The 24,722-nt window shown below is 51.1% G+C and carries 24 protein-coding genes; 13 read left to right on the forward strand and 11 right to left on the reverse strand.

Features of this window, described 5'->3' with window-relative positions:
• Nucleotides 1-5: 5 nt before the first annotated feature.
• Both P0D43_RS10010 and P0D43_RS10015 read right to left on the reverse strand, forming a co-directional pair.
• Nucleotides 6-572 carry a TetR/AcrR family transcriptional regulator gene (locus tag P0D43_RS10010; protein ID WP_341237174.1) on the reverse strand — a complete coding sequence of 189 codons (567 nt, stop codon included), beginning with the start codon at nucleotides 570-572 and terminating at the stop codon, nucleotides 6-8.
• Nucleotides 566-1,654 carry a glutathione S-transferase family protein gene (locus P0D43_RS10015; protein WP_394672332.1) on the reverse strand — a complete coding sequence of 363 codons (1,089 nt, stop codon included), beginning with the start codon at nucleotides 1,652-1,654 and terminating at the stop codon, nucleotides 566-568. The genes P0D43_RS10010 and P0D43_RS10015 overlap by 7 nt, the downstream gene beginning before the upstream one ends.
• Nucleotides 1,655-1,763: 109 nt before the next feature.
• Here P0D43_RS10015 and P0D43_RS10020 point away from each other — a divergent pair, with 109 nt between their 5' ends.
• From P0D43_RS10020 to P0D43_RS10030, 3 genes are all read left to right on the forward strand, one after another.
• Complete coding sequence (locus P0D43_RS10020) at nucleotides 1,764-4,193, forward strand: arylsulfatase (RefSeq protein WP_394672333.1); 2,430 nt, start codon at nucleotides 1,764-1,766, stop codon at nucleotides 4,191-4,193.
• Nucleotides 4,186-5,001 (forward strand): formylglycine-generating enzyme family protein, encoded by an 816-nt coding sequence (locus P0D43_RS10025; protein WP_341237171.1) that lies wholly within the window; start codon nucleotides 4,186-4,188, stop codon nucleotides 4,999-5,001. The genes P0D43_RS10020 and P0D43_RS10025 overlap by 8 nt, the downstream gene beginning before the upstream one ends.
• A 71-nt stretch (nucleotides 5,002-5,072) precedes the next feature.
• A complete protein-coding gene (locus tag P0D43_RS10030; protein WP_159569972.1) occupies nucleotides 5,073-5,774 on the forward strand; it encodes a tellurite resistance TerB family protein in 702 nt (233 codons plus the stop codon).
• Between the two features lie 44 nt (nucleotides 5,775-5,818).
• On the opposite strand, the gene P0D43_RS10035 is transcribed toward P0D43_RS10030, so the two are convergent.
• The 3 genes from P0D43_RS10035 to P0D43_RS10045 form a co-directional block, all read right to left on the reverse strand.
• Complete coding sequence (locus P0D43_RS10035) at nucleotides 5,819-7,255, reverse strand: outer membrane protein transport protein (protein WP_341237170.1); 1,437 nt, start codon at nucleotides 7,253-7,255, stop codon at nucleotides 5,819-5,821.
• 246 nt (nucleotides 7,256-7,501) lie between these two features.
• Nucleotides 7,502-8,332 (reverse strand): metal-dependent hydrolase, encoded by an 831-nt coding sequence (locus tag P0D43_RS10040; RefSeq protein WP_394672334.1) that lies wholly within the window; start codon nucleotides 8,330-8,332, stop codon nucleotides 7,502-7,504.
• Nucleotides 8,333-8,442: 110 nt separating this feature from the next.
• Nucleotides 8,443-9,252 (reverse strand): hypothetical protein, encoded by an 810-nt coding sequence (locus tag P0D43_RS10045; RefSeq protein ID WP_394672335.1) that lies wholly within the window; start codon nucleotides 9,250-9,252, stop codon nucleotides 8,443-8,445.
• A gap of 154 nt (nucleotides 9,253-9,406) precedes the next feature.
• On the opposite strand from P0D43_RS10045, the gene P0D43_RS10050 reads away from it, so the two are divergent.
• The 3 genes from P0D43_RS10050 to P0D43_RS10060 are packed head-to-tail and all read left to right on the forward strand — an operon-like array spanning nucleotide 9,407 to nucleotide 11,957.
• Nucleotides 9,407-10,318, forward strand: a complete 912-nt coding sequence (locus P0D43_RS10050; protein ID WP_394672336.1) for an alpha/beta hydrolase — start codon at nucleotides 9,407-9,409, stop codon at nucleotides 10,316-10,318.
• Nucleotides 10,315-11,094, forward strand: a complete 780-nt coding sequence (locus P0D43_RS10055) for an SDR family NAD(P)-dependent oxidoreductase (protein WP_394672337.1) — start codon at nucleotides 10,315-10,317, stop codon at nucleotides 11,092-11,094. Before P0D43_RS10050 ends, P0D43_RS10055 begins: the two co-directional genes overlap by 4 nt.
• Before the next feature lie 20 nt (nucleotides 11,095-11,114).
• Nucleotides 11,115-11,957, forward strand: a complete 843-nt coding sequence (locus tag P0D43_RS10060; protein WP_394672338.1) for an alpha/beta hydrolase — start codon at nucleotides 11,115-11,117, stop codon at nucleotides 11,955-11,957.
• Nucleotides 11,958-11,960: 3 nt separating this feature from the next.
• Here P0D43_RS10060 and P0D43_RS10065 read toward each other — a convergent pair whose 3' ends face one another.
• Complete coding sequence (locus P0D43_RS10065) at nucleotides 11,961-12,644, reverse strand: hypothetical protein (RefSeq protein WP_394672339.1); 684 nt, start codon at nucleotides 12,642-12,644, stop codon at nucleotides 11,961-11,963.
• Nucleotides 12,645-12,691: 47 nt separating this feature from the next.
• Here P0D43_RS10065 and P0D43_RS10070 point away from each other — a divergent pair, with 47 nt between their 5' ends.
• The 3 genes from P0D43_RS10070 (at nucleotide 12,692) to P0D43_RS10080 (ending at nucleotide 15,991) form a co-directional block, all read left to right on the forward strand.
• Entirely contained in the window at nucleotides 12,692-13,588 is an 897-nt protein-coding gene (locus P0D43_RS10070; protein WP_159569988.1) for a tetratricopeptide repeat protein, read from the forward strand.
• Between the two features lie 354 nt (nucleotides 13,589-13,942).
• Nucleotides 13,943-15,286, forward strand: a complete 1,344-nt coding sequence (locus P0D43_RS10075; RefSeq protein WP_394672340.1) for an alanine/glycine:cation symporter family protein — start codon at nucleotides 13,943-13,945, stop codon at nucleotides 15,284-15,286.
• A 174-nt stretch (nucleotides 15,287-15,460) separates the two neighbouring features.
• Nucleotides 15,461-15,991: an NlpC/P60 family protein gene (locus tag P0D43_RS10080; RefSeq protein WP_341237163.1), complete on the forward strand. Its 531-nt coding sequence runs from the start codon at nucleotides 15,461-15,463 to the stop codon at nucleotides 15,989-15,991.
• On the opposite strand, the gene P0D43_RS10085 is transcribed toward P0D43_RS10080, so the two are convergent.
• Nucleotides 15,975-16,667 carry a queuosine precursor transporter gene (locus tag P0D43_RS10085; protein ID WP_394672341.1) on the reverse strand — a complete coding sequence of 231 codons (693 nt, stop codon included), beginning with the start codon at nucleotides 16,665-16,667 and terminating at the stop codon, nucleotides 15,975-15,977. The two genes, P0D43_RS10080 and P0D43_RS10085, sit on opposite strands and share 17 nt — an antisense overlap.
• A gap of 155 nt (nucleotides 16,668-16,822) precedes the next feature.
• Here P0D43_RS10085 and P0D43_RS10090 point away from each other — a divergent pair, with 155 nt between their 5' ends.
• The 3 genes from P0D43_RS10090 (at nucleotide 16,823) to P0D43_RS10100 (ending at nucleotide 20,857) form a co-directional block, all read left to right on the forward strand.
• Nucleotides 16,823-18,415: a DUF4331 domain-containing protein gene (locus tag P0D43_RS10090; protein WP_394672342.1), complete on the forward strand. Its 1,593-nt coding sequence runs from the start codon at nucleotides 16,823-16,825 to the stop codon at nucleotides 18,413-18,415.
• Between the two features lie 22 nt (nucleotides 18,416-18,437).
• Nucleotides 18,438-18,680, forward strand: coding sequence for a hypothetical protein (locus tag P0D43_RS10095; RefSeq protein WP_341237160.1), 243 nt, complete (start codon nucleotides 18,438-18,440; stop codon nucleotides 18,678-18,680).
• Between the two features lie 95 nt (nucleotides 18,681-18,775).
• Nucleotides 18,776-20,857 (forward strand): TonB-dependent receptor, encoded by a 2,082-nt coding sequence (locus tag P0D43_RS10100; RefSeq protein WP_394672343.1) that lies wholly within the window; start codon nucleotides 18,776-18,778, stop codon nucleotides 20,855-20,857.
• 21 nt (nucleotides 20,858-20,878) lie between these two features.
• On the opposite strand, the gene P0D43_RS10105 is transcribed toward P0D43_RS10100, so the two are convergent.
• Nucleotides 20,879-21,574, reverse strand: coding sequence for a hypothetical protein (locus tag P0D43_RS10105; protein WP_394672344.1), 696 nt, complete (start codon nucleotides 21,572-21,574; stop codon nucleotides 20,879-20,881).
• Between the two features lie 57 nt (nucleotides 21,575-21,631).
• Between P0D43_RS10105 and P0D43_RS10110 the strand changes: the two genes are divergently transcribed.
• Nucleotides 21,632-22,666, forward strand: a complete 1,035-nt coding sequence (locus P0D43_RS10110) for a hypothetical protein (RefSeq protein ID WP_159570004.1) — start codon at nucleotides 21,632-21,634, stop codon at nucleotides 22,664-22,666.
• Between the two features lie 48 nt (nucleotides 22,667-22,714).
• Here the strand turns inward: P0D43_RS10110 and P0D43_RS10115 are convergent, their stop codons facing one another.
• The 3 genes from P0D43_RS10115 to P0D43_RS10125 form a co-directional block, all read right to left on the reverse strand.
• Nucleotides 22,715-23,602, reverse strand: coding sequence for a DUF6279 family lipoprotein (locus P0D43_RS10115; protein ID WP_394672345.1), 888 nt, complete (start codon nucleotides 23,600-23,602; stop codon nucleotides 22,715-22,717).
• Between the two features lie 64 nt (nucleotides 23,603-23,666).
• On the reverse strand, nucleotides 23,667-24,236 hold the full coding sequence (locus tag P0D43_RS10120; RefSeq protein ID WP_159570010.1) for an AAA family ATPase: 570 nt from the start codon (nucleotides 24,234-24,236) through the stop codon (nucleotides 23,667-23,669).
• Entirely contained in the window at nucleotides 24,233-24,643 is a 411-nt protein-coding gene (locus tag P0D43_RS10125; RefSeq protein ID WP_394672346.1) for a hypothetical protein, read from the reverse strand. The genes P0D43_RS10120 and P0D43_RS10125 overlap by 4 nt, the downstream gene beginning before the upstream one ends.
• Nucleotides 24,644-24,722: the final 79 nt, after the last annotated feature.

Here is a 24,722-nt window from a genome sequence, read left to right on the forward strand (position 1 = left end):
TGCGTTCACTTCAGCAATTGCTCAACACTTCGTCGTAGTACTTTTTTAGCCTGGTTCACACTGAGTTGCTGATCGCGTCGAAGCCGCAACCAGGTTTCTATACTTAGAGTCAGGTCGATGGCTTCGAACAGTATTTTGTCTTTCACCAAGTCGGCCGGCAGGAAAGCCTTTAGCAGGAAGCGTTGCAGCTCAACATTGTCAGCCTGGCGTTTCCGCAAGTAAGGTGACTCATGCAAATGCACCAAGCTTGCAGCTTGCAGTGGCGCCAGCTTCTCAAACATGTCTGCTCGCCGGTCAATTGCGTGCATCAGTTTTTCACTGGTGGTTTCGCCCTGCACAGGAGTGGCCAGTACCGGGGCCAGGATCGCTTCTACTGCACAGGTCATTTCCCGGTACAGGGTTTCCATGTCTTTAAAATGCCTGAATACTGTTCGAAGACCCACGCCTGCGCGGGCTGATACCATTTCGGCCGTGGGGGCAGGCTGTCCTTCACGAATCAGTTCAATCAGTGCCTGAACAATCTGTTTTTTGTTTTCTTGCCCGCGAGTCGTTCTTCCGTCTACTTTCACCATGTTCTGCTTGTCATTGTTGTGGGTGTTGTGATGGGTAATCCCTTTATTCTGCTTTCTATCGGGAATGTTACAGCTTTGAGCAACGCTTCGCCCAGTTCTGGGCAATACGCGTGTATCTCGTTTTGGGTCTGCGGGGGAAGTTGTTGATAACGTGTTCGAAGCCGCTGGAACCGCCATGCCCGATATGGCTGTGCTGGCAGATTGAACACCGTGCCTTGGCTGTCGAATTTGAATGTCGTATGGCCCAGTTCAATGGCTGCTTCATTGGCTTGCATATAGGGCAAAAACTCCTGGCCGACGATTCTGAAAAGTGGGCGCAAGTTTTCAGAAATTACCTCCGGCATGGGGCAGTTGATGTAGTCCTCAATGCGGGTGTTCCACAAGCGGGCCACCCACTCATGCACTGCTGGTGCGCGTGTACGCATAATTGCAGCTGGTGTTGGGTCACAGAAAAAGTGCCGGAACATGCCGCCATAAAAACCATAGTCAGCCAGCGTGGGACGGTTTCCAAGTACAAAAGCCTGTTTGCTCAAAATTTGCTCGAGCGCATCCAGCGTTTCCAGATAATGGGCTTCAACCCTTTTTGCAGTGCTTGGTCGCACACCGTCACGCCAAAGAAAATGAAATCGCTGGCGGTTTAATATCGCCCAGCGTCGCATGAACAGGGGCAGGGGCACATCCCGCATCATGCCCTCGGCTAGGCGGGTGCTCATCAGCCTTGCGTCTTTCGCATTGGCCCAGCGATAGTAAAGGGCAGGGCGCCACAGCCATTCATCGCCAAAATCTTCCAGCAGTTGAGCAACAAATCGTACAGCAGCCTTCTGCGGCATGATCGTCGTTTCTGGCTTGAGTTCTTCAAGAAATTCAATGATCAATGTGCTGTCGCTAAGCCATTGCCCATTGAGCCACTCCACCTGCGGCATTTGGGCCACGCCAGTTGCCTTGCCGCATTGCTTGAAATCGGCGGTGTCCATTTCGATCAGCTCGTAAGGAATTTGCTTGCTGCGCAAGTAGGCCTCAAGCTTGCCTGTGAAATAGGAAAGATCCAGACCATGAACCTTCAACACATTTGGCATTGCCATGCGCAGAACTCCTTGAGATTAAAATTTCTTTTGTATATAGTGACACAAATAGTGTCACTAGTTAAGAGCTCTTGAAACAGACACCAACAATTCAAACGTGGGGACAGACATGGCGCAGCAAGACGATGATCAACAGGGTGGTTCAAACGACGACAGCCTGTCGCCCAAGCGTTTAAAACGGCGCGCATTTTTGTCGGGGCTTGCGGTGGGTGCCGCCACCGTGGGTGTTGCCGCCACTGGTGCGCATGTGGCCAACAACAAGGCGCGTGCATTAATGACACCCAAAGCCTTGCCCGAGGGTGAGGCTGCGCAGGTTGCCCTTTCGTTTCAGGATTCCCGCCCAGCCAGCACCAGCAAACCGAAAGCCAAAGCGGGCGCGCCCAATGTGGTGGTCATACTTCTGGACGACTGCGGCTTTTCCGATTTGGGTTGTTACGGCAGCGAAATTAAAACACCGGCCATAGACACCCTGGCTAAAACAGGTTTGCAGTACACCAACTTTCGCACCTGTTCCATGTGTTCGCCCACGCGCGCATCGTTCCTGACGGGTTTGAATCACCATTCAGCCGGCATGGGCTGGCTTGCCGACATTGACGCAGGCTACCCCGGCTACCGGGGCGATTTAACCCATGAAGCAGCCACCCTGGCTGAGGTGTTGCAGGGTGCGGGTTGGTCTACTTTCCTCAGCGGGAAGTGGCACGTCAACAATGCGCACACCACGGGCGCCAATGGTCCCTATGACAATTGGCCGACTCAGCGCGGTTTTGATCGTGCTTACTGGTTTCAGGGGCACTCCACGGATTACTTCAAGCCCTCGGAATTGTTCGATGGCATTGCACCGGTAGAGCCACCCGATTCCCCCGATTATTTCGTGTGCGACGACCTTACCGATCGGGCAATCACCTACATTCGCACCCAGCAAGCATTGGAGCCCGGTCGCCCGTTCTACCTGCACCTTGCTTTTCCTGGTCCACATTCACCTTTGCAGGCGCGTGCCCATGAGCGTGATGCCTACAAAGGCCAATACGACAAAGGGTGGGACGCCATACGTGCCGAACGGCTGGAACGGCAAAAAGCGCTTGGCGTGATGCCCGACACAGTTGAATTGCCGCCCCTTTCGTTTGGTTCCGACAGTTGGGACAAATTGCCGCAGGCCCACAAGCAGATCACCGCGCGTTACATGGAAGTGTATGCAGGCTTGATGAGCAATATGGATGCAAACATAGCCCGCCTGTTGCAAAGCCTGGATGAACTGGGTGTGCGCGAAAACACCATTGTGGTTTTGTTCTCGGACAACGGCGGCTCCCCGGAAGGTACGCCCACGGGTACACCCAACGTATTCGCGCCTGCCTTTGGTCGTCCAATTCCTGTCGAAGAAGCCGCGCAATTGTACGATGTGCTGGGCGAAGAGGGCACTTTTCCGCATTACCCCATGGGCTGGGCCAGTGCATCGAACACACCATTCAAAATGTACAAACAATATGCCCACCTGGGCGGTGTGGCCGATCCGCTGGTCGTAAGCTGGCCCAAAGGAATTGCTGCGCAAGGCGAATTGCGTAACAACTTCGTGCATGTGGTGGATCTGTTTCCCACCTTGCTGGAAGCCACAGGCGTTGAACGCCCGACGGTGTACAAAGGTCAGCCACAAAAACCCATCGAGGGGCAAAGTGTATTGCCCACATTCGGCAAAGCCGATAGCCCAACCCGCACGGAACAGTATTTCGAGTTGGGCGGCCACCGTGCCTACATGGAGAATAACTGGCGAGCCGTGGCGCGCCACACGCGCGGCAAGTCTTTCGACGACGATGTGTGGGAACTCTACGATTTAAGCAAAGACCCGGCCGAGGGCGTTGACCTGGCCAGCCAGTTCCCCGAGGTGGTTGAACGCCTGAAAAGCAAATGGTTAAAAGCTGCGCAACAGCACAATGTGTTGCCACTGGATGATCGCAACCTGGTGCTGCGCCTGGTGCAAGACAGGCAAGAAAAAGGCCTGCGTGCACGCTGGGATTTTTACCCACCCGTGGAGCGTTTGGCACGCGACGTCGCACCGATTGTATGTGGTTTGTCCCACACCATTGAACTGGATTGTGAACGCACCACGGACGCTGGCGATGGCGTGTTGCTGGCGCAAGGTGCCAAGTATGCTGGCTGGGTGTTGTACATCCAGAATGGAAAGCTGTTTTATGAGCAAAGCCTGGTGCCGTATGTTGAGCGAATTGAATCGAATGCCGTATTGCCCGAAGGGAAACTGAAAATCAAATACCAGCAACGTATGACAGCCCGACCCTTTGATGGTGAGGGCGCCTTGTTTGTCAATGGTCAACAGGTGGCCAAGCACACGTTCAAGCGCGTGCTGTTTTCCACCAGTTACGATGGCTTTACTGTGGGTTCCGATCTGGGCAACCAGGTGTCGACCCGGTACAGCGGCCCCAATCCTTTTCAGGGCAAGTTGGGCAAAGTGACAATTGATGTCGATACCAGTAAAGTCAACCCAGTTGAAATGCTGCGCTTTTTAAGCCAAATGGGACTGAATGTTTAGCAATCATGTTGTGCTCTCGGGTGGCGATTTTTGCATGGGATCGAATCGCCACTATCCCGAGGAACGCCCCGAGCGCACCGCAAGTGTGGCTGAGTTTGCAATCGATGTTTTTCCCGTGTGCAATTCAGATTTCGCAGCGTTTATTGACGCGACTCGTTACATCACCCAAGCCGAGCGTCAGGGGCACTCACATGTGTTTCAAATGACTCAAGGTCCTGTGCCTTTGAACAATCCCGACCTGTGGTGGAAAGCGGAGCAGGGCGCATGCTGGCACAATCCGCGCCCTGGCCAGGAATTGCCCGCTGACTTTGATCAGCACCCCGTGGTACACATTGCCCTTGAAGACGCCAAAGCTTATGCGGCCTGGGCAGGCGGAAGGCTGCCCACGGAAGCAGAATGGGAGTTTGCGGCACGCGGTGGCTTGGGCAACACTGAATTTGCCTGGGGTGATGAATTTGCACCCGCCGGCAAACGCATGGCGCAGGTGTGGCAGGGGGCTTTCCCATGGTATTTCGCCCCGGGCGGCACACCTGCCACTGTGGCAGTGGGTCAATTCCCGGCCAATGGGTATGGTTTGCACGACATGATTGGTAATGTGTGGGAATGGACACAAACCGCTTTTACAGCTCCTTCCGCTTGCTTTTCATGTAGCCCGCAACAAGATGCACACACCTTGTTCACCCTGAAAGGTGGCTCGCACCTGTGCGCTGCTGAGTATTGCCTGCGCTACCGGCCCGCCGCACGCATTGGTGTGGCAGGTGCCAGCAGCACCTCGCACATTGGTTTCCGCTGCGTTTCCGGCCGCTGACCCGATGCTGGATTGAATTTTTTCCCGGATTCACAGTCCATTCACTTCAACAACAAGAAATGGAGCCGTGAATGAATTCCAAGAGTTTGATTGACCAACTGTTGAAAGCTGGCACTGACATGATCCAAGGCGGCAGTGGTGGTGCGTCCAGACCCTCCGCTGGCAGCAATACGCAGATGAGAGACATGCTGGTTGGCGCAGGTGGTGGCGCTGCCGCCACGGCAGCATTGGGCATGCTCTTGGGCAACAAACGCCACAAAAAAATGGCGGGCAAAGTAGTTACTTACGGTGGTTTGGCGGCTTTGGGCGTGTTGGCTTACAAAGCGTATGGCAACTGGCAACAGCAGCAGGGCAATATTGCAGCCACACGCGAGCCGCAAACCGTTGATCGTTTGCCAGAACCGCAAGTTGAACAGCACAGCCAGGCTATATTGCGGGCGTTGATTGGCGCTGCAAAAGCCGACGGTCACATTGATGCGAAAGAGCGCCAGCTCATAGACGGTGAAATTGCAAAAATTACCAATGATCCCCAACTTCAACGCTGGTTTGATCAGGAAATGAACAAGCCCTTGGATCCGCTGGAAATAGCGAGCTATGCAACAACGCCTGAGTTGGCTGCTGAAATGTTTCTGGCCAGTGTATTGGTGGTGGATGAAGAAAGCTTTATGGAACGCAGTTACCTGCAAGAACTGGCCAAGCAATTGCGGCTAGATCCTGCGCTGGAAGTGGAGTTGCGCGCGCAGGTAGAGCAGGCGAAAAAAACGGCCGCTTAAAGCGGCCGTTCAAGTTACTGCTTTAAGGGTGTTTTTATCAACACTTAAAATCGTTGCGTCAGGCCCAGTGAAAAGAATTCAGCATCCAGGTCGGCAATGCCTTTGAATTCGCCGCCAGACACTTCACGTGGTCTGACCTGGTCGTTGTTGCCCACTTGTCCAGCGTCTACGTCAATAATGCCGAAGGCCAGGGAAATGGTGGTGTCTCTGCTAGGTGTAAAGCTTGCACCTAGGCCGTAGAAGCGACGATCGTTGTCAGGCAAAATCGGAATCCGAAGATCGTCTCCAACCACGCCGTTTTCCATACCATAACCCGCATGCACTGTCAGGCGTTTGTAAAGCTTGTAATTAAGACCAATGCGGTATGCATGTGCCACCTGAAAGTCTTGTGGCACGTCTTCAATCAAACGCCCATTGCTGACCCGTTCATAACGCAGGAACGTCTCGGTGTAGTCCTGGTAGGTGTAGGTGGCCATCAGGTCAAGCTTTGGGCTGTAGTGGTGGAACAGCGAAATGCGAAATTCATCCGGAAAAATTACGCTTTGGCGCGCCTGTTGTTGTGGCTCCAGATCACCTGCAGCCTGTGGGCCGTTTACACCAAGCAATGGGCCACCAAGACCAATCAGTCCTCCTCGGAGGAAATCACGGAAGGCTGCGGTGTCCGCATTTTCATTGATGGTCAACTCGCCCTGATTGCCGTTAAACCGGGTTTTGGGGCGATAAGATGCACCAATTCTCGTGCGCTCGGTCGGCTCCCACAACAGGCCAGCTTGCGCGTTCATTGCCCATCCGAATATTCGCAGTTTGGCATCTGTTTCTCCAGGAACGGGGGGCGCTTGTCCGAGGGCAGCCGCGGTATCAAGGGCTGCTAGTGTGCCAGGAGGACCAAGCTTGCTCACTGCATCGCGGAAGTTCACACGCAGTTTGATCGACTGGAAATAACGCTCATAAGAACCGTTGGCACCTATGGACAGCGTAGGCGTCAACTTGTAGCCAAAACCCAGGTTGAGTCGAGTCACTTTCAGATCACTTTCCCGACCTGAACCACGGCCGGGATAATCTTCGCGGTAGCGAGTCAGCAAGCCGTGTGAGCCTGATGCGCTAAAACCTACCACCAGTTTCGGTGTCACGGGCACAGCAACAAACAAGCCAGGAATGAACAAGGCAGAGTCGTAGCCGTCTTTGCGAGAAAAGAACTCGCCAGCGGAACCCTCCCGCCCATCGTCGGTGGGGGGGCCATCATTGTTTTGACGAGAAGTGTAGTCGTTGTCAAAAGTGGCAATACTGGCCACGTTCAACACTTCAATTCGTTTAAATCGGGTTAATGCAGCCGGATTGAAGAAAATGACCGATGCATCCGAAGCCTCGGCCGCCTGACCGGCACCCGCGGTCGCAATACCCATCGTGCTTTGATTGTCGTTGGCTGTGCCGCCTGCAAAGGCTTGCTGGCTAAGCGAAAACGCCGTGATTGAAAATGCCACGGCACAGGCTCTCCGAAGGGAGCTTTGCTGCAAAAACACCATTGGTCTGTCTCCTGGCTCCGACGTGCCGGGTCGCTGTGCGCCCGACTTCGAGTGTCGTGAGTTTTTTGCTGGTTATTCTTAAAATTTTTACTATGTAGTTTCGTTGAATAATACTTGAGTAAAGACCCTATGTTTACAACGATTAACATTGATACAGGAGGCAATGTAACTCAAATTCAATCAATCGTTCAAATTTTTTTTTATTTAAACCAGCGACAGTCGTTCTTTCCACAACTTCATAGAGGCATCCATATTAGTCTGCATGGGGTGGAAGCCGGGTTTGTAGAAACAAAGCAGGTCAGGAATCATCTTGCGGAACAGGCCTTTGCGCCCCAAGTACAGATCAGCGCATTTCAACCATGATTTTGCGTTATACAGTTCTCCGTCTTGTTTCATGCAGCTTAGCGTGGCGGCCAATACCACCGGCCCGATTGCGATTGACACGATTGTCATGGCTACGGCACGTTGGAGATAAGTGCCCCCCACCGCTTTGTGCGTATCGAAGGCAACAGCACGGTGCTCACTTTCTTCCATGGCATGCCAGTAGATGAGGTTCTTGATGGTTGGATCGACAATCATCGTGTGAAATTCTTCACTTTTCATGATGTGCTCGGCAATCACAGCAGTGTAATGTTCAACCGCCGCAGTACCCGCCAGTCGGTCTTCTACCGACAGTAATCTGTTTAAGCGTTTGCGCGCCCAGCGTGTGCGGGCGTCCCAGCCGTTTACATTGATTCCTTGGTGTTTCAGTTCGGCATTGGCCTGCAAATGTTCTTTGCCGTGCATCGCTTCTTGACCGATGAATGCGCTTATTTCTCTAAGCAGTGCCTCGTCTTTTACCCACTTTTTAGCGTCTCGAACCGCGTCCACGAAGAATTGCTCGCCTTCAGGAAAATAAGCTTGAAAGGCGGTCCAAACGTGGCTACTGGCTGGGTCGTTGTTCACAAAATGCCGATTGATGTTGGAGAAATCAAAATCCATTCGACGAACAGGAAAGCTCGAACCTTTCTGGTGAATAGAAACAGGTGTACGCATGACAGCCTCCACTGGGTCTTGTTCGTCATTACCATCAATGACGTTGACAGTTGTGGATGTAATATTACAGATATGGAATTAAAAGTAAAGCGGTGTAATGAAGTGTTTTTTTAGATCACTTCTTCGTCTTTCAAAATGCGCAGTTGCAACTCACGCCACACCCGGGTGCCGGTTTCATCAAAGCGCAGCACACTTTCAAAGAATTGTTGCCGTGCAGCAGCGTTCACCCATTCAGCCGGAAGCAGGGGGTCGCGGCGCACCTCATAAATAGCCTGGCTGCCCACCAGATAGGCGTCTCGGGCAGCCTTTTCAAGTTTCATGCGTGAATAGCCCTGCATCCAGTCATTCAGTTTTCTGGTGTGGCTTAAATACAGTTTTTCAAGTTTTCGGGTATCCCAAAGTTTTTGAATCGATTTGAGTTGCGTGGGGTTGGCCGGAGTTAGTTCAAAAGCAAGAACCTGTTTTTCAACGCCTTGCGCCAGCAGCTTTTCCTGAACGCCCACCAAGCCCAGGTTTAAATTGGCAGGGCGCAAGAACAAGCCTTGTTCATATTCCCGAAAGCCAAGCAGTGCCAGGGCTTTTTCTCGAATCTGCAATTGTTTCCGATTGCTGCGGCCAAGGTGTGCTGTAAACACTGCATAGAAATTGCCGCGCCATGCGCAGGTGGCGGTTAGCCTGCTGCTCCAGCCTTGAATGTCTTGCCCTGTAAATGCGGCTTGTTTGCCCAGGGTGTAAATACCCCGGCCAGCAGATTTCAATTGGCCTTCGGCAACCAGGCGAGCCATGGCCACACGCGCGCTGTTCTCAGAAACACCGAACAGGCTGCAAGCCAGCACAATGTGCGCTGCTTTCACTTGACGGCCCTTGCCAGCCAACATCAAGCCAAGAATCAATTGTTTTGGGGAAGCGTTTGTTTTCACGGAATTTTTTATTAAATTGGAGGTAATAGTCTAACTTGTTGCAGGGTGGGGTGGTTGGCTGGGGCTGTCGCCTGCTGCAAATTCGCTATATTGAAGAAAATAACAAAAACAGCGTAAATGGAATTGCGCTGTCACATTCGGAGACCCTGCACTCATGAACCCGATTCAGTTTGTGGCCGAGAAAGCTGTTCGCGCAACATTGCGCAGCACCTTCAAAGCGCCCGGTAAACTTCCTATTCCACTCAGTTGGCTGGCTGCCACCATGAATGCCGGTGCGCCGCTATTCAAAGTACGGCCCGATGCTCGCGTTGAGTATCTGGAGCTGGGTACCTGCATGTGTGCACTGGTTCGCCCAGCCAATGCGCACACCGACCAAGTGTTGTTGCACATGCATGGTGGGGCATTTTTCGCAGGCTCGCTTGAGACGCATTTGCCCTTGGCCAGTGAACTTGCTGTTCGGTGCAATGCCCGTGTATTTTTACTGGATTACCGGCTTGCTCCCCAAAATCCATATCCAGCTGCACTGGAAGATGGAATCGCTGCGTATCAGGCTTTGCTGGATCTGGATGTGAATCCGCAAAACATGACATTGATAGGCGATTCTGCAGGCGCGGCACATATATTGTCGATGGCCATTTATGCGCGTAACGAAGGCATTCCTCTGCCGGCTGGCCTGGTGATGATTTCCCCGTTTGTTGACATGACATTGACTTCAGACTCCATTCAAAACCGGGCCAAGGCCGACCCCATGTTAAGCGTGGTGCCCTTGCAGCGGGGTGTCAGTGCGTATTGTGGCGAGATACTGCCGGCTGACCCAAGTGTGTCACCCGTATTTGCTGAACTTGATGATTTGCCGCCCATGTTGATTCAAGTGGGTAGCGACGAAATTTTGCTGGATGATGCTTTATTGCTCGAACAGCGCGCCCAAGCCGCTGGCGTACAAGTAAGCTGCACTGTGCACGAAGGCATGTGGCACAACTTTCAAATGTTCAGTGCCTTTGTGGAAAAAGCCGATAAAGCCTTGTGGGCGATCGCCGATTTTGTGAGAAGAGGGGAATATGAATGAAGCAGTGGGCATTGGTGACAGGTTCGTCGTCTGGTATTGGTTTGCATTTGGCTGAGTGTTTTGCAAAAGACGGAATTTCCTTGGTGCTCAGTGCACGCAATGAGGCCAAGCTTGCAGAACTGGCTGCAGACTGGATGGGCAAATACAAAGTCGATGTAATCGTGATTGCCTCCGATTTATCCAAACCCAATGCGGCAAGTGAATTGATTGCCAAGGTGAAAGCACACAACATTGAACTGAACTACTTGGTGAACAATGCGGGCGTGGGCACCTATGGTTTGTTCAAAGACACGCCCGTTGAAGACACCACTAGCATGTTGCGCCTGAACATGGACGCACTCACCGTGTTGTGCAGTGGCTTCATGCCCGATTTGCTCAACACCCGCGGAAAAATTCTGAACGTGGCTTCAACTGCAGCATTTCAGCCCGGCCCTTACATGGCAGCTTATTACGCTACCAAGGCGTATGTGCTTAGTTTTAGCGAGGCGCTGGCCGAAGAGTTGGCAGACAGCGGTGTGGCTGTGTGCACCTTGTGCCCCGGCCCAACTGCATCGGGTTTTCAGGCTGAGGCCAATATGCAGAAGTCAGCCCTGGTTCAAGGCAAACGCATGCCAAGCTCCGAGGATGTCGCTGTGAAAGGCTACGCTGCCATGAAGCGAAACCAGCGTGTGTACATTCACGGCGCCCTGAACTGGACCATGGCCCAAAGCATTCGCTTCACGCCACGCAGCTGGACCACCAAGGTGGTGAAGTTCATCTCAAAACCTGCGGCTTGAAAGCTATGGCGGGTTTGCAGATGACACAGGAAACTCACCTGGTCCCCATGCAGGGTGGTGGCCACGTGGCCTTGCACAGGTACAAGCCTGCCAAGCCTGAAGGTTTGCCAGTGGTGGTTGCGCATGGCACGTTGTCCAACCAGTTGGCAGTGGAACATTTGGGGAGTTTTCTGGCCGAGCAGGGTTTCGACACCTGGTTGCTGGAGTGGGGCGGGCACGGGCATGCAAAGCCAGCGCACCGCAAACAAAACTTTGAATATCCCGCTTTGAATGATTTGCCCGCAGCCATTGATTTCATTGTTCAGTACACTGGCTTTGAACAGCTGCATTGGACTTCCCACAGTGGTGGTGGTTTGCTCGCGCTGATGTTGCTGGCGCGCCAGCCACAACGCCTGGCACAAATCAAAACCCTGAGCCTGATTGGTGCGCAAGTCACCGACGCAGCACCCAACCTGAAAGAAAAAATGCGGGTGGCTGCCCTGGGTACCTTAACGCGCCTGTTCGGCCGTACACCCCGAAAGCTGGTACCCATCGGCCCCGAGGGTGAGCCCACATTGCTGCTGGTGCAGTGGTGCAAGTGGAATTTGAGTGGGCGATGGAAAGGCACTGACGGTTTTGATTACCTAGCGGCACTCAAGCAAATTAACGTGCCTTCACTGGTGATTGCCGGAGGTCGGGACGAAGTGGCACCCACCAAAGGTTGCCGGCGAATTTACGAGGCACTGGGTGGCCCCAAAACCTGGCACGAATGCACTGTGAAGCAGGGGTTCAGCAAAGACTTTTCGCACAGCCAAATGATTCGTGGCGAAGCCGCGAAAACGGAAGTGTTTCCGCTGCTGCAGCGTTTCATTCAAGCGGCTTGAAGATTACTTTCTGATCAGAAACTTTTCAAAGTGAGCTGCAATATTGGGGCAGCTTTCCACCTCGATGTGTGGAGGTAGTTTGCGCAGTGTGTGTTTGAATAGCGTGTGCAGCACATTGATCACACCGTTGATTGTTTTGCTGATCACAAAGTTAAAACCCATCAGGTCTTTGGGTGTGTACACCAGCGGCACCAGTGCAGTTTCAATCGCCTCAATCAACAGCTCAACACCTTCTTGAATGCGCGTATCGTCTTTCATGGCCAGCGCATTCATGACATCGCTGGCATTTTCGGCATAAGTCGTGGTGACCGGAATTACGATGTAAGGGGATTCTTTGCCGTTCAGGTTCAGCAGGTGAGCCATGTCGTGAAAGTGGTGTATCACCGGCGGCACGCGTTTGTTGGCGATGAATTTGATCAGCCAACCGATGTAGTGCTGTGCCTCGCTTTGCACCTTATGAATCACCTTTGATGCATCTTGCAGCATTTTGTCGGGCTGGGTTTTGTTCAACTCGTCGAGCAAGTGAGTAAAGCAGGTATCGAGCAGTTGCACATAGGTTTGTGCCAGCAGGTCAGCCCCCAAGGCTTTGTCTTCATCGCTGATGGGTTTGGATGCGCGAACATGCAGCGCCTTCATCTGGGTGTAAACATCTTCTTTGATTTGAACGGCAATATAGGGTGTGATCATGATTATTCAGTAAGATCTCGATTCGAACAGTTTACGTTTAACACGCCATGCAATCCCAACCCCCAGTCGAATTCACCGACGAAATCAAATCCCTTTTTGTTGCGAAGAAGTTGCCACAGGCGCGCCAGCGCTTGCTGGACACCCTGAAACATCAATGGGACGGTCACTACAACCTGATCGCGTTCACTTATCTGTATGCAGAGAACCGAAGTGAGGAAGATTGCCAGCAGGCGTTGCAGTGGCTTGAAAAAGGTGTTGAAGCGAATGAAGTGGATGCCAAGGTTATTCTCGGGCGTTTGCTGGTGTCTGGTGAATTGGGCATGCAAGATGTTCCGCGTGGCGTAAGTTTGCTGGAACAAGCCGCCCAGGCCGGGGTGTTGATGGCCGTACTTACCTTGGCCCAAATATACAAGGGCGGCGTAGAAGGACATCTGGATGCCAGCGCTGACTTGACCGCACAATATACCCGGCAGGCTGCCGACTTGGGCGATCCGAATTCGGCTTACCACCTGGCACTTGAGCTAGAACGTGCGCCAGTGCCCGATTTTGCGCAAGCCTTCAAGTATTTCGACAAAGCAGCGCAGGGCGGTTTGTCGCAGGCCATGCACAACGTGGGTGTGTATTATCTTCACGGCAAAGGGCTTGAAAAAAATGCAGCTTTGGCCATGGCTTACTTCACTGAAGCAGCCAAACTCGGTTCACCCCTGTCCATGCTGAGTTTGTCTTTGCTGTATCTCGATGGCGTTGAAGTGTCGAAGGATCGGGGTGTTGCCTTAAGCTGGCTTTACATTTACCAAGTGCTTTTTCCCGAGACCGACATACCGGAGCAGCTTCAATTGTTGCTTGATGATGTTTCTCCCGAGGAAGAGAATTTTGCGCGCGGGGCGGCGCAAAACTTCGTCAGTCATCAATTGAATAAACCCCCTAGCGGAACATTGCACTAATCTGCAATACTGAATGTGGGAGCTTTCCCATAACCACAAACGAGGACCGCCATGACTGTTTGCCCGATTGCGATTGCTGTTGGTTGTCAAAAATGTCCTGCATTTAAAATTTGCCCTGCCAAGTCGATCCTGGGTGATCAACCCAAGGCAGGCGAAAAGCAGCCCGAAAAGAAACAGTAAGTTGCGATACTTTTTCTGAAAAACCCCGACCTGGTTCAGGGTTTTTTTTGCGCCAATAATTTGTTTGATTTGTTAATAAAAGTGTCGCGGGCATATTGCTTGCGTAATAAACTGAAAATTCGCCACAGCAGCACCAAATTGGCGCATCGCTTTTCACAACAAGGAGAACAATGCATGGAAGCACTCACGCAATTTGTTAATGCAATCAACGGCATCGTGTGGGGTCCTCCCATGCTTGTCGCCATCTTGGGAACTGGTCTGTTTTTGCAATTACGTTTGAAATTCATGCCTATATTTAAAATTGGCATGGGCTTTCGTTGGGTTTGGAAAAGCCGCACGCCTGATGAAAACGCCAAGGGCGACATCACACCATACGCTGCACTAATGACTGCATTGGCTGCAACTGTGGGTACGGGCAATATCGCTGGCGTGGCCACAGCCATTGCGCTGGGCGGCCCAGGGGCTTTGTTCTGGATGTGGATGACCGCACTGGTGGGCATGGCAACAAAATATGCAGAGGTGCTGCTGGCGGTGCATTATCGCGAAACAGACACCCGTGGACATCAAGTGGGCGGCCCCATGTATGCCATTAAAAATGGTTTGGGCAAGAACTGGAAATGGCTCGGCATGGCCTTCGCGCTGTTTGGTGGCTTGGCTGGTTTTGGTATCGGCAATATGGTGCAGTCCAATAGCGTGGCCGATGTGCTCAATGTCACTTTTGGCATCGACAAATGGATTTCCGGAATTGTGATGACCGTGTTGGTGGGCTTTGTGTTGATTGGTGGCGTGAAGCGAATTGGTGCAGTGGCTCAAAAAATTGTGCCTTTCATGTGCGTGGCTTACATCATCACCTCGCTGATTGTTCTGGGTATGTACATTCAGGAAATTCCCGCCGCTTTTGCCTTGATTATTGAAAGCGCATTTAATCCTGTTGCAGCCACAGGCGGTTTTGCCGGTGCTGCGATCATGCTGGCCATTCGTTATGGTGTGGCACGTGGAATTTTTTCCAATGAAGCGGGTTTGGGTACAGCAGGTATTGCCCAGGCAGCGGGGAAGAGCAAAAACCCGGTTGAGTCTGGTCTGGTTGGCATGATGGGTACCTTCATCGACACCATCATTGTTTGCACCATGACTGGTTTGGTGATCATCGTAACCGGCGTGTGGAACAGTGGTGTGAATGGTGCAGCGCTTAGCTCCAGCGCATACGCCACAGGCTTGCCCGGTGTTGGTGAGTATGTACTGGCGATTTCACTCGCATTTTCCGCTTTCTCGACCATTATTGGCTGGTCGTATTTTGGTGAAAAGTGCTGGGAGTTCATCGCCGGAACGGCAATTACCATGCCTTACCGCGTTTTGTGGACAGGTTTCGTGATGGTGGGTGCTGTTACCCAACTTGACTTCGTATGGCTGGTGGCAGACACGCTGAATGCGTTCATGGCCTTGCCCAACCTGATTTCATTGTTGTTGCTTTCGCCTGTCATTGTGAAACTCACAAACGAGTATTTCGCCAACAAATAATTTCTGAATCCTTATCAAACCGGCAAACCGCAATCTCTGCGGTTTGCCGTCCACACTTGAACCTGTTTCGAGTTTTCTACCAAGTTTTACCGATTGTTCTGCGCTTTGCCGCTATGATACGGTCCCTTTGGGCAAGCACGCGCTTACCCACCATATGCCTTCAGGAACATACGCATGGCCGATGTAAAACGTTTCAACAATGTGAAAAGCAGTTTTCTGGTGTTGATCGTTGCATTCTGGCCGGGTTTTGCATCCAGTGAAGCGTCGCTGGACGTTCTTTTGAATCAGCCCGTACCCGAGCAGTCATACAGCACTGAAATTCAAAATGCACTATTGGCTCATTATTCAAGCTGGGCAGGTACTCGCCACAAGTTGGGCGGTACCGGTACAAATGGTGTCGACTGTTCCAGCTTTATTCAAGCACTGTTCGAGGACAAATTTAAGCTTCAATTGCCGCGCAGCTCGCGTGAGCAAATGACCATGGGCGAGCGAGTGGATATCGCTGATTTACGCACTGGTGACCTTCTGTTTTTTCGCACGGGTCCCACACGCCGACATGTGGGCGTTTACATGGGCAACAACCAATTTATGCATGTGTCCACACGCGCGGGTGTTGAAATAGCCAAGTTGCTCAGCCCCTATTGGCAGCGTCATTTTATTACCGCACGCCGTATTGGGTTGAACGGTTTTACACCTTCAAACTGAATGGTGTGAAGTTGGTTTTGTTGTCATAGTAGTCTTCATTTTCTGCTCGTTTTAAGCGAGCGACTATCCAATACGCCAGCGGCGTAGCGAGTATCTCCCAACTGGTTTTAAGCACGTACTGGGTTAATGCCACCGTGATAATTTGATCGGTGGTCATGATTCCCCAGAATGCGATGGTGTAGAACAAGCTTGAATCAATGAATTCACCCACCACAGTGGAGCCAATGGTTCGTGTCCACAACCATTTGCCGTGGGTCCAGATTTTCATCTTGGCCAGCACAAAGCTGTTGATAAAACTGCCACTCCAGAATGCAATCAGCGAGGCCAGAACAATTCGCCATGTGTTGCCAAATACGCTTTCAATGGCCGCTTGTTTGTCAACCCAGAAGGGCGCAGCAGGCAAGTTCACTACGGTAAACGCCATGAATGAGGCAAAGGCCAGCGCACCGAATCCTGCCCACACAGCCCTGCGGTCACGGCCATAACCATACACCTCGGTCAGGATGTCACCAAAAATATAGGAAATGGGAAAGAACAACACGCCTGCCGCAAAGGTGACCGTGCCGACCATGGGCAGGTTCAATTCGGCAATTTTTGCAGGCCCAATCAGGTTGGAGCACAGCAGCACGGCCACAAAAGCGACCAGAACAAACTCATAGTATTTATATTGGCGCATCCAAAACTGGCTCAAATGGTTAGTGTAATTAATGTGTTTATTGAGTGTATCGCGTAGTCATTGTGCTTATTGTAGTAATGAATATCGCGCCCTATACTCAAACTGTAATAATTTTTGTTTAATGTTTTAGTGTCAACTGCAGTGAGGATGGGAAAATGAACAGTTTAAGGAAGGCGACAAACCCGAACAAGAACAATAAGTTTACTAAGAAAATTCTGACAGGTAGCCTTTTGGCAGTCCTGAGCGTGGCGGCATTTGCCTCTAGCCATCGCGAAGCGCCCTCAATTACCACCACACCGAAAGCAGATGGAACTGACTTTTACATGTTCCGAAGCTATGAGACGAACCGGTCTGATTTCATTACCGTGATCGCGAATTATCAACCGTTGCAAGATGGTTATGGCGGTCCGAATTACTTCTCGATGGATCCCAATGCCCTGTATGAAATTCACATCGACAACGATGGCGATGCGCAGGAAGAAATCACTTTTCAGTTTAATTTCAAGAATACGCTGCGAGATATTCAGCTGCCAATTGGTACTACCAATCCGCCATCGGTCAGCATTCCATTGATTCAGGCCGGAACGGTGTCTGCTTTGTCAGATCCAAATCTGAATTTGACCGAGAGCTATACCATGACCGTGGTCCGCGACGGCCGCCGCAACAGCAACCGTACATTGGCTGCCAAAACCAGTGGAGGCAGCACCACACTGGAAAAGCCAGTGGATAATATTGGTGAAAAGACCATACCTGATTATGTTGCTTATGCAAATCAACACATTCACACAGTAACAATTCCGGGTTGTGCAAGCGGCACTAATCAGGCACGTGTGTTTGTAGGTCAGCGCCAAGAAGGTTTTGCGGTTAATCTGGGCACAATCTTCGACCTTGTAAACGCGCCGGCAGAGGTTATTGGCAACAGGGCTATGTTTGCAAACGCAGCAGCAGCCAATTCAATTCAAGACAAGAATGTCACCAGCATTGCTTTGGAAATCCACAAAGACTGTTTGGCACCAAGTGCAGAAAAGGTGATCGGTGGTTGGACCACAGCCAGCGTGCGTCAAGTTCAAATTGGCGACGGCGTTCCAGGGCAAGGCCACCAGAAAGCTGAAAAAGTAGGTGGCGCATGGGTTCAGGTTTCACGCTTGGGCATGCCTTTGGTCAACGAGGTGGTAATCGGTTTGAAAGACAAAGACCGGTTCAATGCATCCAAGCCCAGTGGCGACGGTCAATTCTTGACCTATGTTTCGAACCCCACCTTGCCTCAGTTGATAAGCATGGTTGTGCCTGGTCTTGAAAACACAGCCCCCATAAACTTTCCTCGTACCGATCTGCTCAATGTGTTTCTTGCTGGTATTCAAGGTGTGAACCGGCCTGCAAATGTGACGCTTTCGGAAATGTTGCGGTTGAACACCACGATTGCCCCCAAGCCATTTGCTGAACAGCAGACTCTCGGTGTACTCGCCGGTGACTTGGCAGGCTTTCCAAATGGCCGCAGACCGAAAGACGATGTGGTTGATGTGGCGCTGGTTGCGGTGATGGGCGGTTTGTGCGTAGCCAATGGTGCAAATAACGGGCTTGGGCTAAACACGGTGCCTGGAACAACCTTAAGTTCAGCTTGTAATCCAGATAGTGTGCCTTTGGGTGATAACTCGCTGCAGGTGCATGATGCTGTTGATCAAGCACAAGTGCCATTTCTCAATGTATTTCCGTACTTGAATACACCAATTCCTGGCGCGGTTAACTAATGTATGAGCCCAAGGAGGAATCATGAATCTGAAAAACAAACTTGGACTTAGTGTTGGCGGAGCATTAATTCTTGCGCTTGCTGCATGTGGTGGTGGAGACGGTTCACCGTTTAACCTGGGCAGCGCCAGTAGCGACGGTAGTATCAGCTCCACTGAAGCGGGCACACTGGTCGGTAGCAGTACTGAAACCGGGGAACCTGATGATGTCAGCAATTTGATGCTGGCAACTTCCGAGACAGCCGAGCCGTTTGATCTGCCTGACTAACCGAAAGTTAATGTACTGTATGGAAAATCCTGTGACTCACAAGGTTGCAGGATTTTTTTTAGTTAAACGTTCAATATGCTGTTACGGAAGTCCGAATGAAAACCAAATCTGTTCTTGCTGTTTGTTGTTTGCTGATTTTTGGCAGTGCGTGGAGCCATGGCATTCACTTTGATAATCAGGAGCTTGATGAGATTTCGGTGACAGAAAATATCGAAGCTGTTCATACCTTGGGCGGCATCACAAGCTCACAGGGAATTTTGGGGCAGCAACGTTTGGCCAATCAAAACCCTGCCAGGTCTTCCGATGTGCTTGAAGCGGTTCCCGGTTTGAATGTCACGCAACATTCCGGTGGGGGCAAGGCCAACCAATATTTTCTTCGCGGATTCAGCCTTGATCACGGCACTGATTTGTCCATTAATTTTCTTGGTGCGCCACTGAACTTGCCTGGGCATGCACACGGTCAAGGTTATGCAGATTCCAATATGATCATTCCTGAACTTCTGTCCAGGATTGAATATCGCAAAGGGCCTTACTTTGCGCAAGATGGTGATTTCAGTTCTGCGGGCTCATTGAATATCGATTACGTCAGCGAGTTGAAAAAAGGATTGGCCTCGTTGTCAGTTGGTGAGTTTGGCTATCGGCGTGGACTGTTGGCCAATTCAACAACATGGAACGATGAACAAACCAAGTTGCTGTATGCCCTCGAAGTGACCGAAAATGACGGTCCCTGGGAAGTGGCTGAAAACCAGTACAAATACAATATGCTGCTTAAGTTGAGTCATCAAATTGACGCCAGCAAGAAATTTGAAGTGCAATACTCCGGATACGAATCACAATGGACATCGACCGATCACATTCCGGTCGAGGCAGTGGAACGTGGCTTGGTCAATCGCTTCGGTAGTCTGGATCCAACAGCCGGTGGATTTACCCAACGGCATGCGGTTTCCGGTAACTTCACCACGGTTTGGGACCAGTCGATCACACAAGTTCGCGCATTCCTTGCGGATTACAAGCTCGATCTGTTTAGCGACTTCACTTACGGCCTTCGCGACAACTCAGTGTTTGGTCGGCCAGGTGTCAGGTCAGATCAATTCAATCAATTCGATAGTCGAACCACCTATGGTGGTGGCGTAACGCACACCATTTTCGAGAACCTCACGTTCATGCGTTCTCAGCTTGCAATGGGCCTTGATTATCGCGTTGATGATGTGAATCCGGCGGGTCTATATGAATCCATTGCACGTGAACGTTTGGCCACGCGTAACCAAGATACCTTTGAGCAGCAAAATCTTGGCTTGTTTGTTTCTCAGCAATTGCAGCCTGTACCGTGGTTGAAATTGACAGGTGGCTTGCGATACGACAGCTTTGATGTTGATTTGAATGGTGAGTTTGATGACGATGAAGACCCTGGTACGCCCAATACACAGCGTTCAGGTTCCCGCAGTGATTCTCAGGTCAGCCCGAAATTTACAGCCAGCGTGAAGCCCTTTGCGCACAACACCGAGTTGTTTTTTGCGGTAGGCCGTGGTTTTCACAGCAATGATCCCCGTGGCTTGTTCACAGCGAATCCGGTTGATTACCTGGTAAAAACCAAAGGCTCTGAGTTGGGGATTAAATCCACCAACGCCAGCAAAAACCTGAGCGCATCAGCCACTTTGTTTCAACTGGAAAGTGATTCAGAACTTGTATTTGTGGGCGACGCCGGCACCACTGAGCCGAATGGTGCAACAAAACGAAATGGACTGGAGTTGATTGCAAGTTACTTCAACAAAACGGGATTTGAAATTGATGGTTTTGTCACGCTGGTGGATGCACGGTTTGTGAATGTGACCGACAACGGAATTCCGAACGCAATTGAGGAGTCCGCCGCGGTGTCATTGAGTCAAACCTGGGGTGATCTCAAGCTTGGTTACAAGTTCAAGTATGTGGGTAGCGCCCCATTGACTGAAGACCGGAGCATTCAATCGGACTCAGTCATTAATTCAGACCTGTTCGCTAACTTCAGGCTGAACAAAGACCTGAGCCTGAACCTTTCAATCTTCAATCTTTTTGATCGGGAAAACAGCGATATTCAGTATGCTCAGGAATATTTTCTGGCTGGCAATGCTGCATTTGGAAAAACATTCCACCCCGCATTGCCAAGACATATTCGCCTGACAGCGAGTTTGCAATTCTAGAAAAATTGCCTGGCAATGCGCTTATTGGGGCTCCAGAATGACAGAGAGAAACTGGCTTTTGTAGCCTGTGTCGTTTTGTTCGGTGATCAGTGTTCTTAACAGCGCTTTTGATGTGGGTTGCAAGATCAATTTGACTTTGCCTTCAGCGTCGGTGTTGCTCCACAGGGTAATCGGAGTTTCCGGGTACTCAAGGCCCACCGGCAGGTTGGGTACAGGCTCACCATTTTTGTACACATAAATCGTTTTTGGATCGTCGGGCTTGCTCACAAACTGTGCAATGTCCTTGTTGTACAGCGGATCGCCAACCAGTACTGGTTTGATTTGTGCCAGTTTGAAATACACTTCCTCAAACTTCTGCTTGGCGCGTACCTGATCGATCAGTGTTTTGCTCACTTTGTTTTCGGAAAAGTGCTGAACCCCTTGGGCTGGCGTCAGTTCGATCAAAGTGGTTTTAAGTTGGGCAACACAATTGGCTGGTTTTTTTGGGTAAACATAGCGAATACTTTGCGCATCAAACCCAAGCTCGAACAATTCGCCCACCACGGTTGTGCAACGAATCGTTTGAACGTATTCGCCTTTCACCGTGATTTCCTTTGCGGGGAAATTGTGCCCGGTAGACAATCCAAGGCTTTGCTCGCCTGCCTCAATCCAGGTTAAGTGGGCCATGGCTGGAGCAGTGGTACTAATAAAGAACAGGGCAATTAATTTCTTCAACATAACAACTTTGGTGCCGCAGGTTAGAATCATTTAACAGTACTACACATCGGAATGACAATGGCAAAAACCTCAATCCCGGAACCTAAAGATTTGGCTTCGCAACTGCTTGAGGCCGAAGTTGCTTTCTGGCTTCAGAACCTGAAAGGTAAAAAGTTTCAGGCTTTGCTTGCCGACGAAGTGACCCATATCCTGGGAAGGTTTGAATACATTCGCCTGCGCGATGCTGTGGATGAAAACAAGGTCAAGGCCACTGCGCAACGTTATGCCGTAGAAATGGAAATTGGTGGTGCCATTCCCGAGTTGTTTGGTGAAATTGCCAATCGCATTTTTGAATTCCCAGCCAGCCAGACCACAAAGATTGGCGAGGTGGTGTCCGACTCAATCGCGACAGAATTCATCGAGAAAATATTTGAACAAGACGGTGTGCTTGATCATGCTGTCACCAACATCAGAAACAGCACGCCATTTCGGCATTTTTTGTCGGACGTCATTTTCACCGTGCTCAAAGGCTATGTATTTGAGCAAAACAACCTGATGAAATTTTCGACGGTGGCCAGCAGCACACGCAAAGTGCGGGAGTGGCTCAGCTCCAAAGCGCCCGATTTGTCAGAAGGTCTTGAAGACCGAGTGCGCAACCTGATGGAAAGTGGCGTCAAAGGTTCGCTCGAAATGGTGGATGAAACCCTGGACAACGAGCAATACCGTGAAACAGCCATGAACAGCGCTTTGGCTTTTTGGGATGTGGTGCGCGAGTGGCCGTTGACCGCGTATCGCGATTACCTGACCGAGCAAGACTTCCAGGAGTTCATGGTGCTGGGCTATGAGTTCTGGCTTGAGTTCCGCAACACCGAGTACTTGAAGTCGTGCATTGATTTGGGTGTCGACTTTTTCTTTGAGAAGTATGGCGACCAGTCGCTACAAGCTCTGTTGGACGACATCGGGATCACCCATGAAATGATCACGGGCGAACTGGACAATTACATTCCGGACCTGGCTGCCTTGATGATCAAGGAAGGGGTTGCGGAAAGTTTCCTGCGTCGCAATTTGCTGCGTTTTTACAGCAGCAAGAAGGTGCAAGACCTTCTTGCCTGATCGATGGTTTTTTAGCCGACCGATTGTCCAAGAAAGTTAACAGTTTTTTCAGGATCTGCTGGTCAGAATCTGGAAGTCTTTTGCCCAGCCCGCCGCGCGGTCGGCCGCGTTATTGCGTTGCTCGGGCGTGGCCGAGTTGAGCACATCCACAATCAGCGCAATTGTGGTCTTTTGCCGTTGTTCACTTTCCTGTTTGTCGCTTGGGCTGGACGGGGTTTGCCAAGCGTTGAGCAATCGCGCAATCTCGCGGCTTAAGGTGGCCTGGTCAATTTGACGGTTCGCTGCTGTGTTCACCAAATCCATGAATTGCTGCTGTCGCTCCAACCTGTTTTCGTAGCGCGATTCGGCCCAACGTGTTTCAGTTCGTGCCCAGGCTTCAATCTGTTTCAGTTGAACAGGGTTTAATGTGCCCAGCCAACGCTCGAATCGTTCAGTCATGCGCTCAATGGACTCGTTGACCCGTTTTTCTGCGTTTTGCATCAAACGTTCTTCGCGGTATTCCACATTGGATTTGTTAAGCGCTTGCTGAATATCCCGAATTTGATTGGGCCACAAGCCCAGCATGTTTTTTGCAATGACTGGGGCCGCCTCGTTGGCAGTGCGGCGCAGGGAGGCCCGGATTGCCTGGTTTAAGGCCTGCACTTGTGCGGCATTGACAGGTGTTACCACGCCATTGCGTGCCGCCAAAGCCTGGCGAGCTGTTTGCAATTCATTGGCCAACACCGGCAGTTCGGCATTGCGGTGCCATTCAACAATGTTGTTCAGACTTGTTTTGAGTAAAGCGGATTGTTCAGAATCGAAATCGACTTTGTTGGTCAGGTAAGTGTGCGCAAAAGTGGCCGAGTTGTTGTAACCCAGTTTGATGGCACTGCATGCTGCAAGCAAGCTCAGGCAGGCCATGAGTAAAAATGTTCGGGTTCGAATTGCCGGTTTCATCACGAATTCTGGGCACTCAAAAAGTTAAAACTGTGTGTTTATGACCCAGTGAGCCAGCATTCGTTCACTGTGCGTTGAAACGATGCGCCCATTCAGGTAGCGGATCCACAAATTGATTCAGTACTCCACCGTGGATACGCAGTATTTTTCGGAACGGTTCCTGGGCACTGGAGTTGTCGAGCACCCAGACATCGTCGCACAGGGGCAGGGCATTCAACACATTGTCAACGGTTCTCGGAATTCGTGCTTCAATTTTGTCTTCCGGCACTGCATGCCCGCCAGTTTCAATGCGTTGGTGCACTCGGGCCTTGTTCAAATTGCTTTGTTCAAGGTGAACAAACACCATCACCACCTGGTAGCCCAAGGCTTTGGCCTTGGCTACAAAATCAATTTTGGAGGGGTGAGAGAACACCGTTTCAAAGCAAAAGTTTTTGCCTTGTTCAAGCAAGCTGTTTCTCAGGTTCTCGGCGATTTTTGCAGCCTCGTAGCTGTGTTCTTCAGGTGCTTGCGAGAAGACATCGCGCGCAATATTGTCGGCATTAATGAATGGCATGCCCAGGGGTTCAAGCTGGGTTCGGTAAAAAGTGGTTTTTCCTGCGCCATTGCCGCCCACCAGCAGCCACAGTTGTTTCATGCCAATTTGAGTGGTGTGAACACGCCGTTGTCGAACTGACCCAGCCTGATTTTGCCCTTGACATCAATTTGTTCCAGCATGCCCGGGTGTGTGGTGCTGGTCTGGTAGCGCACCTTGTGCTGGCTAACCTCGCTTTTCAATTCACCGGTGCTGCGTTTCATGTCCAAATTGCCAAACACCCAGTCTGCGCTTACGGGTGGTGCATTGACCTGCTCCAGTTTAACGCGCAACAGGCCAGCCTTGATTTGCAACAGGGTTTCCGGGTCGAGCAGGCTTTCAACTTTTTGGCCAATGCTGGCCCAGTATTCAATTTGCTCGGCTGCACTGCGGTGGTGTAGTTTACCCAGCACGGCAGCGTTGCTCATCAAATCAGACTGAATTCGAATGGGTGAAGAGGCTTTGGCCATGGTGTACTTCCTTGATTCAATACCTGTGAACGCTTTAATTGTAGCAAAATGCTACAAAATTGGCAATTCACAGGGAAAT

Origin of the sequence: Limnobacter sp. (assembly GCF_043511195.1) — a bacterium.
Classification (GTDB): Bacteria; Pseudomonadota; Gammaproteobacteria; order Burkholderiales; family Burkholderiaceae_B; genus Limnobacter.